This window comes from Amycolatopsis sp. NPDC054798, from assembly GCF_053611505.1.
Genome location: NZ_JBSHAM010000003.1, coordinates 94,563 through 109,837, shown reverse-complemented (window position 1 = coordinate 109,837; position 15,275 = coordinate 94,563). Strand labels below are relative to the sequence as shown.

Sequence of the window (15,275 nt, the reverse complement as noted above, 5' to 3'; positions counted from 1 at the left end):
TGTGCCCGCATTCTTTCGGCCGCGACCTGGCCCGGTCAAGTTCCGGCCAGCTTCTTCGCCGCCCGCGCGGTTCGCTTCGGCCCTGTCCGAAACGCTGGCCGGGACGTCGCGAAGTGTGCTGCACTGCGCAGGTCGGGAGCGGAAACGGTGAGGGGTGGAGATGGAGCCGATCGCCGTAGTGGGAATGGCGGTCCGGTTTCCGGGGGCGAATGACCTCAGCGAATTCTGGCGGAATCTTCTCGACGGCCGGGATTGCATTACCGAGCTTTCCGACGACCAAATCCTCCGCGCCGGAGAAGACCCGAAGCGCCTGGCGATGCCCGGCTACGTGCGGAGGCGTCCCCGCATCGACGCACCCTACGACTTCGACGCCGCGTTCTTCGGCCTCACCCCGAGGGAAGCCGAGATCCGCGACCCGCAGTTCCGGGTGTTCCTCGAGGTCACCCACGCCGCGCTGGAGCACGCCGGGCAAGTGCCCGCCGAGTTCCCTGGCCGGATCGGCGTTTTCGCCGGAGCGGGCAGCAACCGGTACGCGAGCGAGCACGTCGAACCCGACGCCCGCCTGCTGCGCTCGGTCGGCCGGCTCGCCGTGGGGTTCAACAACGACCCCGACTACTTCGCGGCCAGCGTCGCGCAGCGCCTCGGGCTGACCGGGCCGAGCCTGACCGTGCGCACCGCCTGCTCCACCTCGTTGGTCGCCCTGCACCTCGCCCGCCAAGCACTGCTCGCGGGCGACTGCGAACTCGCGCTGGCCGGCGGTTCGATGATCGACCCGCAGAGCGAACGCGGCTTCCTGCACATCCCCGGAGGGGTCAACTCGGCGGACGGCTCGTGCCGCCCCTTCTCCAGCACGGCCACCGGCACGAACTTCGGCGACGGCGTCGGCGCGATCGTCCTCAAACGACTCTCGGACGCCCTGTACGACGGCGACACCATCCACGCCGTGGTACGCGGTTCGATGGTCAACAACGACGGCGGACGCGGCACCGGCTTCACCGCGCCCAGCGCCGACGGTCAGGCCGACTGCATCACCGGCGCGTTCACCGCGGCGGACCTCGACCCGCGCACGATCTCCTACTTCGAAGCACACGGCACCGGAACAGCCATCGGCGACCGCACCGAGGTCGCCGCGATGACCCAGGCGTTCCGCGCGCTCGCCGGGGAACCCCTGCCGCCGGGCTCCTGCCTGCTCGGCTCGGTGAAGTCCAACGTCGGCCACCTCGGTGCCGCCGCTGGGGTGGCGGGCGTGATCAAAACGGTCCTCGCGCTGCACCACGAGCGGCTGCCCGCGAGCATCAACGTGGACGCGGTGAACCCCGAACTCGGCCTCGCCGGCTCGCCCTTCGAAGTGCTGACCGAGCCACGGCCGTGGCCCCGGCAGCCGGGTTCAGCCCGGCGCGCGTGCGTGAACTCCTTCGGCATCGGCGGCACCAACGCCCACGTCATCCTGGAAGAGGCCCCGCCAGCCGAGCCAAGTCCGCCGGAGCACAGGGAACAGATCGTCATCTGGTCCGCCGACGACCGCACCGCCGAGACCCAGCTCCGCGACCGTCTCCGCGGCTACTTCGCCGACCTCGACCCGGCCCTGTTCACCGCCGCGGCCCACACGCTCCAGGTCGGCCGGACCGCGCGGCCGGTGCGCTCGGCGGTCGTGGCGCGCGACGGCGACGATCTCCTCGACCAGCTGGCGTCCGGCGTGCTCTGCTCGGACGAACGCCCCCGCAGCGTCGGCCTGCACTTTCCGGACGAGTCGGTGTGGCAACCCGGCCTGGCCACCGAGCTTTACACTGCCGAGCCCGCCTTCCGCGAGGCCTGCGACGCCTCTTTCGCCACGCTCGAACCCCTCGCCGGACAGCTGCGTGCCCGGTGGCTCGCCGGGGAGGACGTCGCGCCCGACCACGCCCGCTCAATCGTGTTCGTCCTCCAGCACGCGATGGCCACCTGCCTGACTCGCTGGGGAGTCAGGCCGAAGCGCGTGTCCGGAGACGGCGTCGGAACCCTGGCAGCGCAAGCCTTCACCGAGGGCGAGATCTCGAGACCCCTCGCCGAACGAGTGCTGACCGGCGCCGCGGTGAGTCCACAAAGGACCGAAACGCCAGACCTGACAGTGCTGATCGGCCCCGGCGCCACGTCCGCCAGCGTCCTGCCCGTGCTTTCCGGCCACGGTCTCAACCACGCCCTGGCCACGCTGTGGGTCCACGGCCAGAACCTCGACTGGCGCGCCCGCACCCCGCGCTCCACCCGCCGGATCCCCGTCCCGGGCTATCCCTACCAGCGGCGGCGGCACTGGGTCGGCTACCACGGTCCAGCCGCCTCGGCGGACCAGGCGAAACCGGCCGGATGGACATTGCTGCACGAGCGCTGGCAGCCCGGAGGCGCGGCCCCGGCGACCACCGTGCGAGGCGCGCGAGCACTGGTCCTCCGGCCCGGAAACGCCCAATGGGTAACGGATTCCGCAGCCGCCGCCGGATACCACGCCACCGACCTGCCCGCCGTCGACGCACTGCGCGAGACCGCCGTACCCGATCTGATCGTCCACGCCCTCGGGGTCGAGGACACCGCCGAGCCAGACCTGGAAACCGGCCTCTACAGCGTGCTCGCCTGCGTCCAGACCCTGGCGAAGCACCTCCGCGACCGACCTGTTCCGGCCACCCTTGCCATCCTGCACCGGAACTCGGTCGACCTGACCGGAGCCGAACCGCTCAACCCGGCCCGCGCGATGCTGCCCGCCTTCGCCCGCACCGCCGAACGGGAGATCCCCGGCCTCCGCTGCGTGCTGATCGACGTCGGTCCCGCCGCCGTGCCGTCGGTGCTGGCCGCCGAACTCGCGACCCTGACCGCACCGCACGTCGCCCTGCGCGGCCGGACCCGCTGGCTGCCCAGCATCGTCCCGGTCGAAGACGTCGCGACCGAGCCACGTCCGTTGCGGGAAAACGGGATCTACCTGATCACCGGCGGTCTCGGGGGAGTAGGCCTGGTCATCGCGCAAGCACTGGCCGACACCGGGCTCCGCCCCCGGCTCGCCCTGATTGGCCGCTCCGCCACCCGCACCGCGGAGGTCGCGCGGCTCGAAGCGGCAGGCGCCACCGTCGCGGTGCTCAAAGCCGACGTAACCGACTCCCTGCGCGGTGCGCTAGCCGAAGTCGAGCGTACGTTCGGCCGCGGCCCGCACGGAGTCGTCCACGCGGCCGGAATCCCGGGCGGCGGCCTGATCGAACGCCGCTCCCGGTCCGAAGTGGACAGAGTGCTGCGACCGAAGGTCCACGGCACCCTCGCCCTCGAAGACGCCTTGGCCGACGCTGACCTCGACTTCCTGGTCTACTTCTCCAGCCACGCCGGGGTGTCCGGCCTGCGCGGCAGCGCCGACTACGCCGCCGCCAACGCCTTCCTCAACGCCCACGCCGCCCGCCACCGGCTCTGCCACCCCCGGACCCTGTCGATCGCCTGGCCCGCCTGGGAACGCACCGGCATGACCGACGCCCCAGGCCACCGCGTGGTCATCGCGCCGGGACAGACCTGGCAGCTCGACGAGCACCGGTTCGGCGGCGTCCCGGTGCTGCCCGCCACGGCGATGCTGGAATTCGCCGTCACCGCCGCGCGCGAACTCGCCCTCCTGCCGGAGACGTCGCCGGTCGGCCTGCGCGACACGCTGATCCTGCGGTCCCTGCCCGCCGCCGAACCCCGCTTCGTGGAGGTCGCCGTCTCCGCCGCCCCCGGCGGTCATCGCTTCCGCTTGCGGTCGAAACCCGTGCAGCAGCAAGGGGAGTGGACCGAGCACGCCGAGGGCCTGATCGAAGTCCCCGACCTCGAACCCCGGCTCGCCGACCAGTCGCGGCCCAGCGCGGTCCCGCGCGAGCCCACGACGGCGGCCGGACCCGGCTTCGGTTTCGGCCCACGCTGGGCAAACGAAGTCCGCAGCTGGCGCGACGCACACTCGGCGGTCGCGGAACTGGAGCTGCCCGAAAAGTTCCACTCGGACCTCCGCGAGCACGTCCTGCACCCGGCTCTGCTCGACGTCGCGGCCGCCACGCTGATCGACACCACCGCCGAAGCCGTCTTCGTGCCGTTCCGCTACCGCACGGTGGCCGTCTTCGACCGGCTCACCGCTCGCGTCACGGCCCGATCCCAGCTGCGCGAACAGACCAGCACCACCTGCGTGGTCGACGTGGACCTGCACGACACCGAGACCGGCAAACATCTCGTCGCGATCCGGTCGCTGACCTTCCGGGCCGTGCCCCGCACCGACTTCACCCGCCCCGCCGCCCCCTCCGCGCCAGCGCAGAGCGACCCGCAGCTGGACCCAGCGGAAGGCGCGCGAATCTTCCTCGACGCCCTCAGCCGGGATCTGCCCCCGACGGTGATCGTCGACCACCTAGGCGGCCCGCCCGCACCGGAACCCGCCGAACCCGCCCCGCCCCCGGCCGGGCAGCCGGTCGTCGAGGTCGTCCGGCAGCTGTGGACGGACCTGCTCGGCAATCCCGACATCGGCCTCGACGACGATTTCTTCGACGTGGGCGGCAGTTCGCTCGCCGCCGTGCACATCGTGGACCAGATCGAACAGCGCTACGGCATCGCGCTGAGCTCCGGCGCGTTGTTCGAATCCGCGACCGTGCGCACCATCTCGGCCACCCTGACCGACCGGGGAGCACGATGAGCGACCAGATCGCGATCGTCGGCCTGGCCTGCCGGTTTCCCGGCGCGGACGGGCCGGCCCAGTTCTGGGAGAACCTCCGCGGCGGCGTCACGTCGATCGCGCTCCGCACCGAAGAGGAACTCCGCGCGGCCGGAGTCCCGCCGGCCCGGATCGCCGACCCCGGCTACGTCCGGGCCGCCGCGCTCGTCGACGACCTGGCCGGGTTCGACGCCGACCTGTTCGGCTACCGGCCGGAACTGGCCCGGGCCACCGACCCGCAGCACCGGCTGTTCCTCGAATGCGCGCACGCCGCGCTCCAGAACGCGGGTTACGACACCGGCCGCGTCCCCGGACGGGCCGGAGTGTTCGGCTCCGCCGCCCCGAACCTCTACGGTGCCCTGCACGTCAGCCGCGACCCAGCCGCGCGCGCCGCGCTCGCGTCCCTGGAGTGGAGTGTAGGCAACGAAAACGACTATCTGGCCACGAACGTCTCGCACCGCCTGGGTCTCGACGGCCCGAGCCTGGCGGTCTCGACCGCGTGCTCGTCGGCCCTCGTCGCGGTGCACTTGGCCGCGCAATCCCTGCGGCAAGGCGACTGCGACCTCGCACTCGCCGGAGCCGCGGACGTCCAGCTGCCGTACGGCCACGGCTACCTCTGGCACGAGGGCGCCATCGTGTCCCGCACCGGCCGCTGCCGCCCGTTCGACGCCGCCGCGGACGGAACCGTCTTCGGCTCCGGCGCAGGGGTCGTCGCGCTGAAACGCCTCGCCGACGCCGTCGCCGACCGCGACCACATCTACGCGGTGATCGGAGGATCCGCGGTCAACAACGACGGATCCCGCCGGTTCACCTTCACCTCGCCCGGCATCGCCGGCCAGGTCGAACTCGTCCGGACCGCGCTCGCCCGCGCCGGGCTCTCCGCCGCCGATCTCGGCTACGTCGAATGCCACGGCACCGGCACCCCGGTCGGCGACCCGATCGAGGTCGAGGCGCTGACCACCGTGCTGTCCGGCGGCGGGCGCGTCCCGATCGGCTCGGTCAAGGGCAACATCGGCCACCTCGGCTCCGCGGCCGGGATCGCCGGCCTGATCAAGACCGCGCTGGCGGTCCACTATGGACAAATCCCGGCAAGCGCCGGTTTCGCCGAACCGAACCCGGCCGTCGGTTTCGAGTCGAGTCCCTGTTTCGTCAACGCCGTACTCCGCGATTGGACGCAGACTCCCCGGGTGGCGGGCGTCAGCTCCTTCGGCATCGGCGGCACCAACGCCCACATCGTCCTCACCGAAGCCCCGGCTGTCCCCGCCGAAGCCAGCGCGCGGTCCCGGCAGCTGATCACCGTCTCCGGCCGGACCGAAGCCGCCGCCAACGCCGCCGTCCGCGCACTCGCCGACACCGTGCGCGCGCACCCGGACACCGACCTCGCCGACCTGGCCCATACCCTCCACCGCGGCCGAGCCGCCCACGCTCACCGCCGCACCCTGGCAGCCGCGTCCGGCGAGAATCTGGCTCAACGACTGGAAGAACTCGCCGCCGACGGCCGTCCGCCAGCTCCGCGCCGCCCGCCCGCGCTCACCTTCCTGTTCCCCGGCCAAGGCGAGCAGTACGCGGGAATGGGCCGCGAACTCTACGAACACGAACCGGTGTTCCGCCGCGAACTCGACCGCTGCACCGACCTTCTCGGCATCGACCTGCAGCAGGACGCCATGCGCGGCACCGCCCTCGCTCAACCCGCGTTGTTCGCCGTGGAGTACGCCCTCGCCCAGCTCTGGATCGCCTGGGGCGTGCGGCCCCGAGCACTCGCCGGGCACAGCGTCGGCGAGTACGCCGCAGCCTGCATCGCGGGATGTTTCAGCCTCGAAGACGCCGCGAAGCTGGTCAGCCTGCGCGGCGAACTCATGGCGAGCACCGCGCCAGGTGCGATGCTCGCCGTCCCGCTCTCCGAGGACGAACTTCGCGCCGAACTCCCGGAGGGCTTGTCGATCGCCGCGGTCAACAGCGCCCGCAACACCGTCGCCTCCGGGCCGGTGCCGCTCGTGGACCAGCTCCGGAACCAGTTGACCGACAAGGGAATCCGCTGCGTCCCGCTCCCGGTCGACCACGCCTTCCATTCCGCGCTGATGGACCCGGTCCTCCCGAAATTCCGCGACGCGCTCGCGGACGTCGACCTCAACGCGCCGGAAATCCCGGTCGTTTCGAGCGTCACCGGTGATTGGCTGACCGCCGACCAGGCCCGCGACCCGGAGTACTGGGTCCGGCAACTGCGCCAGCCGGTGCGGTTCGCCGACGCCCTGAACACCTTGTGGGACAACAAAGAACACGCCCTGCTCGAAGTCGGCCCCGGCGGCGCGCTGTCCACCGTCGCGCGCCTGCACTGGCGGGAAACCCGCACCGGCACCGCACCGGCGATCGTCTCCTCCATGCGGCACCGAGCCGACAAACGCACCGACACCGACCTGCTGCTGCGCGCGCTCGGCACCCTCTGGTCCGCCGGAGCCGAACCGGACTGGGACGCGTTCTGGGCGGGGGAGAAGCGCCGCCGCCTGCCGCTGCCCGGCTACCCCTACCAACGCGTCCACGCCTGGGTCGACCCGGACCCCGGACGTCCGCCGCTGGCCGGGATGTACGGCGTCCCGCTGACCACCGCCGGACCACCGGCCGAAACCACTCCGCTCGAACTGCCGACCTGGGCCGAACACCCCCTCGACCAGACCAGCGCCGGCATCATCCCCGGCGAATCCTGGCTGGTCTTCACCGCAGGCGCACCGGTCGTCGACCTCGTCCTGGACGACCTGCGCCGCGCCGGAGCCTCGGTAGTCCGCGCCGAACCCGGCACGGAATTCGCCCGCCGTGCCCCAGGCCGGTACACGCTGCGCCCCTCCGACCCCGCCGACTACGACGCCCTGCTGACCGACCTCGCCGCCACCGGACTCGCACCCCGCCGCATCGTGCACGCCTGGCTGCTGGACGAGGACAGCCTCGAACACGGCCTGTACAGCCTGCTCGCACTCGGCCGGACCTTGGCCCGGCGGCAGATCTCAGTCCCGATCACGCTGACCACCCTCACCACGGGCCTGCACGAGGTCACCGGCACCGACCCGGTCACCCCGGCGAAAGCGACCGTCCTCGGCCCGCACCACATGTTCGGCAAGGAGATCCCGAACCTCTCCAGCCGCGTCGTCGACCTCGCGCCGTCCGCGGACGCCCGGCAGCTGCTCGCCGAACTGGCCGCCACCGACGACCAGGTCGCCCTGCGCGGACGCCGCCGCTGGGTCCGCGACATCCGCCCCTTGCCGAGCACCCCGCCGCATTCCCTGCCCGCGTTGCTGCGCGAACGCGGCACCTACCTGATCACCGGCGGGCTCGGCGGCATCGGCCTGGCCCTCGCCGAGGATCTCGCCCGCCTGGTCCGCGCCCGGCTCGTCCTGGTCGGCCGCTCCAGCTTCCCGGACCGGCCCGACTGGGACACCTACCTCGCCGAAGGCCCGTGCCCGATCCGCAAGCAAACCATCCGGCGCTTCAAGGAGATCGAGGCCCTGGGCGGCTCCGTTCTCGTCCAGGTCGCCGACGTGGCCGACGAAGCCGCCATGCGCCAGATCCGCGACACCTGCGGCCGCATCGACGGCATCTTCCACGCCGCGGGCAGCCCAGGCGGCGGCATGATGGCGGTCCGCCGCCGCGAGGACGTCGAAGCCGTGCTCGCCCCGAAGATCACCGGCACCCAGATCCTGGACCGCGTCTTCGGCCAGGACCCGGACTTCCTCGTGCTGTTCTCGTCGGTCACCGCCCTCGTCCCCACCTACTACGGCCAGGCCGACTACCTCGCCGCCAACGCCTATCTCGACGCCTTCGCCCACGCCAGCCCGCCCGGCCCGCGGCACACCGTGTCGGTCAACTGGGACGCCTGGAGCGAGACCGGCATGCTCGCGTCCGGCGATCCGCACAGCAAGTACCTCCGCACCAGCGAAGGGCTGGACCTGCTCTGGCAGGTCCTCGCCGCCCGCCTCGGCCCGCAGGTGATCGCCGCCCCGCGCGGCCTCGCCGAAGTCGGCCGCGAAGCCGCCCAGCGGATGGAAACCCCTCCCGCCCCGGCCCCCGCCCAGCACCTCGCGCCCGTGGTCCGAGAGGACCTGGCCGACGCGACCGATCTGCAGCGAACCCTGCTGCAACTGTGGGAAGAAACCCTCGGCGTCCCCGGCCTGGAACTCGACAGCGACTTCTTCGAACTCGGCGGCAACTCCCTCCAAGCCACCCAGCTGCTCACCCGGCTCCGCGAACACCTGGACGTCGACCTGCCCGCCGCCACGTTGTTCGACCACTCCACCATCCGGGCCCTCGCCGACGAACTCGCCGCGCTGCGATGAACCTGGCCGACCCCCGCACCTTCGAGTCCGACCTCACCGAGTTCTGGCGCACCACCCGCGAACACCGCCCCGTCTACCGCCACGAACCGCACGGCTTCTGGGTAGTGTCGCGCCACACGGACGTCCTCGCCGTCTACCGCGACGCCGCCCGCTACACGTCCGAACGCGGCAACGTCCTGGTCACCCTGCTGGCCGGGGGAGACTCGGCGGCTGGCCGCATGCTCGCCGTCACCGACGGCCCGCGCCACCGGGAACTGCGCCAAATCCTGCAACGCGCCTTCACCCCTTCGGCACTCGACCGTCTTGCTCGCCAAGTCCGCCGCAACACCCGAACCCTGGTCACCGACGCCGTCACCCGCGGCGACTGCGATTTCGCCGCCGACGTAGCGAGCCGGATCCCGATCGCGACGGTCGGATACCTCCTGGGCGTCCCCGAAACAGACCACGATTTCCTGCTGACCCACACGAAACGCGCCCTCAGCTCCGACGACCAAGACCTAGACGAGCTGGAATCTTCGTTGTCCCGCAACGAAATCCTGGCCTACTTCACCGATCTGCTGGCCAACCGGCGCGCCACCCCCGCCGACGACGTCCTCACCGCTCTCGCCGCCACTGACCTGTCGGCCGAAGAGATCGTCTTCAACTGCTACAGCCTGCTCATCGGCGGCGACGAAACCAGCCGCCTGTCCATGATCGAGGCCGTCCGCGCCCTCGCCGGGCACCCGGCGCAATGGCATCTGCTGCGCACCGACGAAGCCATCCTGCCCACCGCGACCGACGAGATCGTGCGCTGGTCCACCCCCGCGATGCACTTCGGCCGCACCGCGGTGACCGACACCGAAATCGCCGGCCACCCCATCGCCGCCGGGGACATCGTCACCCTGTGGCACAGCTCCGCGAACCGAGACGAGACGATCTTCCCTGACCCAGACCGCTTCGACCTCCGCCGAACCCCGAACAAACACCTGGCCTTCGGCTACGGCCCGCACTACTGCGTCGGCGCCCAGCTGGCGCGAATCGAGATCGCTGAGCTGCTGTCGGCGCTTCGCACGTACACGACCGGATTCGAGGTCGTCGGCGAACCGAAGCGCATCCACTCCAACTTCCTGACCGGCTACAGCACCCTGCCGGTCCGGTTCGTTCCCGACACCGCCGAGCTTTACTGAAGCCGGGAAGCTGCTCATCGCGACGGTCACCGACTGCAGTCCTCCGCGGTGCTGAACCGACGGCCCGCGCGATGGGCGGCCAACGCGGCCACGATCGAAGCGGCTTCGACCGCGGCGGGATCGAAGTGCTCGCGCAGCGCCATGTGCCCGTCTCGGATCTCGATGATCCGGCGGTGGAGAGCCAAGTGCACGCCGCCGCCGGTGTTCAGGACGATGCCCGCCCGGAGGACTGCAGGCTCCGCCCGCCCGCGGCGATGCCGAGACGATGCTAATCACCGCGCCGCTGCGCGATCCGGCGCGCGGCGGCGTCCAGATCGATGACGTTGTCCACGGCACGAGTCTGACGGCAGGCACGAGCGGAACGCACCCGATTGCCCGGGATCGTCCGCCGATCGCGGAGCTCACGCCTGGTGCGCAGCGCCGGCCACAGCGAACGGCGGCTCCGTCCTAACGCTCGGAAACCTTGCCCCCGTCCACTTCCAGCCGCCGGGTCACCGAAACCGCGTCCAGCATCCGGCGGTCGTGCGTCACCAGCAGCAGCGTGCCGGGGTAACCGTCCAAAGCGGACTCGAGCTGTTCGATCGCGGGCAGGTCCAGATGGTTGGTCGGCTCGTCCAGCACCAGCAGGTTCACCCCGCGCGCCTGCAGCAGCGCCAGCGCCGCGCGGGTGCGTTCGCCGGGCGAAAGCGTCGCCGCCGGGCGCAGCACGTGCGCGGCCTTGAGACCGAATTTCGCCAGCAGGGTCCGAACTTCCGCGTCGGCGAGCGACGGGACCTCGTGCGCGAACGCGTCCGCCAGCGGAAGGTCGCCGAGGAACAGCCGGCGGGCCTGGTCGACCTCGCCGACCACCACGCCCGGCCCGAGCGCGGCGCTGCCCTCGTCCAGCGTCAGCCTGCCGAGCAACGCCGCCAGCAACGTGGATTTGCCCGCGCCGTTCGCGCCGGTGATGGCGACCTTGTCCGCCCAGTCGATCTGGAGATCCACGGGCCCGAGCGTGAATTCGCCGCGCCGCACGACCGCGCCCCGCAGCGTCGCGACCACCGCGCCCGCGCGCGGGGCGGCCGCGATCTCCATCCGCAGCTCCCACTCCTTGCGCGGCTCCTCAACGACCTCGAGGCGCTCGATCATCCGGTCCGTCTGGCGCGCTTTCGAAGCCTGCTTCTCGGTGGCCTCGCTGCGGAATTTGCGGCCGACCTTGTCGTTGTCGGTCGCCTTGCGGCGGGCGTTCTTGACGCCCTTCTCCATCCACGCGCGCTGCATGCCCGCCCGCGCCTCCAGCGCCGAACGGGTATTGGCATATTCCTCATAGTCCTCGCGCGCGTGCCGCCGGGCGACCTCCCGTTCCTCCAAATAGGACTCGTACCCGCCGCCGTACGTCTTCACCTGCTGCTGCGCGAGGTCCAGTTCCACGACGCGGTCGACCGTGCGGGCCAGGAACTCGCGGTCGTGGCTGACCAGCACGGTGCCTGCGCGCAGCCCGGCGACGAACCGTTCCAGCCGGGCGAGCCCGTCGAGGTCGAGGTCGTTCGTGGGCTCGTCGAGCAGGAAGATGTCGTAGCGGCTGAGCAGCAGCGACGCCAGCCCGGCGCGCGCGGCCTGCCCGCCGGAGAGCGAAACCATCGGCTGGTCGAGGTCGACGGCCAGCCCGAGATCCGCCGCGACCTCGCCCGCCCGGTCGTCGAGGTCCGCTCCGCCGAGCGCGAGCCAGCGGTCCAGCGCGGTGCCGTATGCGTCGTCGGCTCCGTCCTCGCCCGCGGTAAGCGCGTCGGTCGCCGCGTCGAGTGCGGTTTGCGCGGCCGCGACCCCGGTGCGCCGGGCGAGGAAGCCGCGCACCGACTCGCCCTCGCGCCGCTCGGGTTCCTGGGGGAGGTGCCCGACGGTCGCGGTCGGCGGGTTCAGCCGGACCTCGCCGGATTCCGGGCGGGACAGCCCGGCCAGCGTGCGCAGCAAGGTGGACTTCCCGGCGCCGTTGACGCCGACCAGCCCGATCACCTCGCCCGGGGCGACGACGAGATCAAGACCGGAGAAGAGAACGCGGTCACCGTGGCCGGCGGCCAGGTCCTTCGCGACGAGTGTGGCGCTCATATCGGAACAGAGTTTACGGGCGCCCCTCGCGCCGCGTGCCGCGTGTCGGCTCCGTCACTCCGAGTGGGTACTCTGGGCGGGTTGCCGGGTCCAACAAGAGCAGTGAGGTCGGTGAAAGGCGATGGCGGAACCCGCCCCGGTCCCGTTCGGCCGGGGGAAACAGCGGGCTCCCCGGCCGACCGTCAGCAGGCGGCGCGAGGTGAGCCACGCCAGCGCGCGGTCGCTGCTGATGACCGTGCTGGGCGAGTACGTGCTGCCGCGCGATCGTCCGGTGTGGACGTCGATGCTGGTCGACTCCCTCGGCATGCTCGACATCGAGGAGAAGTCCGCGCGGCAGGCGCTGGCGCGGTCCGCGGCGGAGGGCTGGCTGGTGTCCGAACGCGTCGGCCGCCGGGTCCGCTGGTCGCTGACCCCGCCCGGGCGGCGGCTGCTCACCGAGGGCGCCGAGCGCATATACGCCTTCGGCCGCGACGCGCACGCCTGGAAGAACCGCTGGCTGATGCTGATCGTCTCGGTGCCGGAGGCGAAACGGGACCTGCGGCACCGGCTGCGCACGCGGCTCACCTGGGCCGGATTCGGTTCGCCGGTGGCGGGCGTCTGGGTGAGCCCCGACCCGAGCCGCGAGCCCGAGGCGCAGAAGATCGTCGCGGAACTCGGGCTCGAAGCGCAGGCCATGTCGTTCACCGCGGAGTACGGCGCGATCGGCGACCAGGAGAGCATGGTCGAGCGGTCGTGGGACCTGTCCGAGCTGACCGACCGGTACGAGGACTTCATCGACCGGTTCACCGGCGTGTCGCCCTCCGGCGAGCAGGCGGTGCTGCGCGCGCAGACGGAACTGGTGCACGAATGGCGCCGGTTCCCGTTCCTCGACCCGCAACTGCCCGCCGAGCTGCTGCCCGCGGGCTGGAGCGGAGCCAAGGCGGCCGAGCTGTTCCACCGCAAGCACGTGGAATGGCGGCCGGCCGCGCAGGCGTACTGGGACCAACTCACCGCGAACGAGGAGCAAGCATGACGAGGCTGGAACGCGACGGCGGGCTGGCGGTGCTGACCATCGACGAGCCGCCGCTCAACCTCTACACCAAGCCGCTGCAGGACGCGCTCCTGGACGCGATCGGCTCGCTGGAGGAAACCCCCGCCCGGGCCCTGCTGATCCGCGCCGAGGGCAAGATCGTGAGCGGCGGCGTCGATGTCGCGCTGTTCGACGCGCAGTCTTCCGCCGCCGAAGCCAAGGTGCTCTTCGACGAGCTGCTCACCGTCCCGGACCGCCTGGCCGCCCTCCCGTTCCCGACGGTTTTCGCCGCGCACGGCCTCTGCTTGACGTGGGCGTTCGAGGTCGCCATGGCCTGCGATCTGCTGCTGGCCGCTTCGCGCGCGAAGTTCGGTCTGGTGGAGAAGGTCGTCGGCCTCACTCCCACGATGGGCGGCACCCAGCGTTTGGCGGCGCGGGCGGGTGTGGCGCGCGCGAAGGAGTTCGTTTTCACCGGAGAGCCGTTCGACGCGGCGACGCTGGAGCGGTGGAACGTGGTCAACCGGGTCCTGCCGGACGAAGGGTTCGACGCCGCTGCCCGGGAGTTCACCCGTCGGCTGGCGGAGGGCCCGACGCGGGCGCATGCCGCGACGAAGCGGATCCTGGCCCATTTCGAGCACGGCGGGGTGCCGGAGGCGAACGAACATGTCACGGGGATTGCTGCGGAGCTGTACGACACCGAGGACCTGCGGGGCGCGGTGAAGTCGTTCCTGGCTGAGGGGCCGGGGAAGGCCCGGTTCTCCGGGTGCTGACTGGGGATTGCTGCCCAGCCCTGGTCCGGTGCGGGACCAGGGCTGGTTTCGTTGTGCCCTGCTGTGTTGGCTGAGACGGGCGCTCTGGTTCGGTTGATCATGGCGGTGGTGTCTCGCCTCTTCGCCGCGGGGATGCCGGGGTTGTTGTTTTGGTGGGTTTTCGCAGGTCAGGGAGTAATGGAGACCTCGTTGCGGGGGCGTTTGGGGGACCCGCTAGAGTAGTCGCATCGCACTCCACGAGGGGTTCCTCGGGGAGTGAGGAGTCCGGGCTGTGGCGCAGTTTGGTAGCGCACTTGACTGGGGGTCAAGGGGTCGCAGGTTCAAATCCTGTCAGCCCGACCGGACGAACAAGCCGCTTGGCTTGGGTGAAAGCCCAGGTCGGGCGGCTTTTTTGCTTTGGAGATGTGATCTTGAGGCAGAGCGCGGGTGAGAGGCTTGGGGACCATTTGGGGACCACACCCGCCATTCAGCTCGCTCAGACCGCATGTAGCCGGGCCGGTCGCGGCGATCGCAGATGCTTCGTCAGCAGCTCGCCCGCGTCCGTCACCGACTGGCGATCCGGATGCAAGTACCGCTGTGTCGTCGTGAGTGAGCCGTGGCCTGCGATCTTCCTGAGGTGATGCACCGGAACACCGGCGTCCGCCATCCACGTCAGTCCCGTATGCCGCAAGTCGTGGCGGCGAAGGTGGTCATACCCCAGCTTCGACACCACCTCATCCCACGAGGTCGCGTCGCGGAGCACGGCCGTTGTAATGCGGCCACCGCGCTGCCCCTGGAACAGCCGGGCATCCGGGTCTCGATCGGCCAAAGCCATCCGCCGCTCGACCAACATCGCGGATGTCCTCGATTGGCGTCCCGAGCCCGCTTGCCCTTAGTTCCCTTGTCCACCAACCCGCCAGGTGACGGAGTGGTCTGCCGACGCACCTCGCGCTATGGCCAAGGCGAGTCGTTCGCACGCCTTGACAGTCCGTGGATCGCCTCCGTCCGGGCGTCGATCGAGCAGGAACGGTACGCCGCCGAACTCGCCCGGTTTGTCCACAGATCGGCCGGCGGTCGTGGCGGACCGCGACCTGCTCGACCAGGATGAGGTGCACGGCACCGACTCTTCGCTTGCGGCTGCCGCGTCCGCGGGTTTGTCCGCCGCGACGTCGACAGGGAAGCCATGCGGGACGACCTGGCGCGCGCGGAGTACGCCGCAGCGGAAACAACCCGTTGACGTTCAACACCTTCAACACCTGCTCCGCGCTTCCT

Annotated in this window: 8 protein-coding genes and 1 tRNA gene; 6 read left to right on the top strand and 3 right to left on the bottom strand. The window is 71.2% G+C overall.

Translation table 11 applies throughout. From position 1 onward, the window contains the following. The first annotated feature begins 160 nt into the window (after positions 1 to 160). Genes ACWGIC_RS03380 through ACWGIC_RS03370 form a run of 3 tightly spaced genes read left to right on the top strand, consistent with a single transcriptional unit; the run spans position 161 to position 10,160 of the window. Positions 161 to 4,654, top strand: coding sequence for an SDR family NAD(P)-dependent oxidoreductase (locus tag ACWGIC_RS03380; RefSeq protein ID WP_452074288.1), 4,494 nt, complete (start codon positions 161 to 163; stop codon positions 4,652 to 4,654). Continuing rightward, a complete protein-coding gene (locus tag ACWGIC_RS03375) occupies positions 4,651 to 8,994 on the top strand; it encodes a type I polyketide synthase (RefSeq protein WP_452074287.1) in 4,344 nt (1,447 codons plus the stop codon). Before ACWGIC_RS03380 ends, ACWGIC_RS03375 begins: the two co-directional genes overlap by 4 nt. Then, positions 8,991 to 10,160: a cytochrome P450 gene (locus ACWGIC_RS03370; RefSeq protein WP_452074286.1), complete on the top strand. Its 1,170-nt coding sequence runs from the start codon at positions 8,991 to 8,993 to the stop codon at positions 10,158 to 10,160. The genes ACWGIC_RS03375 and ACWGIC_RS03370 overlap by 4 nt, the downstream gene beginning before the upstream one ends. Positions 10,161 to 10,186: 26 nt before the next feature. Here ACWGIC_RS03370 and ACWGIC_RS03365 read toward each other — a convergent pair whose 3' ends face one another. Together ACWGIC_RS03365 and ACWGIC_RS03360 are read right to left on the bottom strand one after the other, a co-directional pair. Beyond that, positions 10,187 to 10,351, bottom strand: coding sequence for a DUF6545 domain-containing protein (locus ACWGIC_RS03365; RefSeq protein WP_452074285.1), 165 nt, complete (start codon positions 10,349 to 10,351; stop codon positions 10,187 to 10,189). Positions 10,352 to 10,607: 256 nt separating this feature from the next. Beyond that, the gene (locus tag ACWGIC_RS03360) at positions 10,608 to 12,245 is read right to left on the bottom strand and encodes an ABC-F family ATP-binding cassette domain-containing protein (RefSeq protein WP_452074284.1); all 1,638 of its coding nucleotides are present in this window, start codon (positions 12,243 to 12,245) and stop codon (positions 10,608 to 10,610) included. A 121-nt stretch (positions 12,246 to 12,366) separates the two neighbouring features. Between ACWGIC_RS03360 and ACWGIC_RS03355 the strand changes: the two genes are divergently transcribed. The 3 genes from ACWGIC_RS03355 to ACWGIC_RS03345 all read left to right on the top strand — a co-directional run bounded on the left by ACWGIC_RS03355 (position 12,367) and on the right by ACWGIC_RS03345 (position 14,363). Beyond that, positions 12,367 to 13,257, top strand: coding sequence for a PaaX family transcriptional regulator (locus ACWGIC_RS03355; RefSeq protein WP_452074283.1), 891 nt, complete (start codon positions 12,367 to 12,369; stop codon positions 13,255 to 13,257). Beyond that, on the top strand, positions 13,254 to 14,024 hold the full coding sequence (locus ACWGIC_RS03350; protein WP_452074282.1) for an enoyl-CoA hydratase/isomerase family protein: 771 nt from the start codon (positions 13,254 to 13,256) through the stop codon (positions 14,022 to 14,024). The genes ACWGIC_RS03355 and ACWGIC_RS03350 overlap by 4 nt, the downstream gene beginning before the upstream one ends. A gap of 265 nt (positions 14,025 to 14,289) precedes the next feature. Beyond that, positions 14,290 to 14,363, top strand: a tRNA-Pro gene (locus tag ACWGIC_RS03345). Positions 14,364 to 14,499: 136 nt separating this feature from the next. Here ACWGIC_RS03345 and ACWGIC_RS03340 read toward each other — a convergent pair. Next, positions 14,500 to 14,856 carry a tyrosine-type recombinase/integrase gene (locus tag ACWGIC_RS03340; protein ID WP_452074281.1) on the bottom strand — a complete coding sequence of 119 codons (357 nt, stop codon included), beginning with the start codon at positions 14,854 to 14,856 and terminating at the stop codon, positions 14,500 to 14,502. Positions 14,857 to 15,275 lie beyond the last annotated feature (419 nt).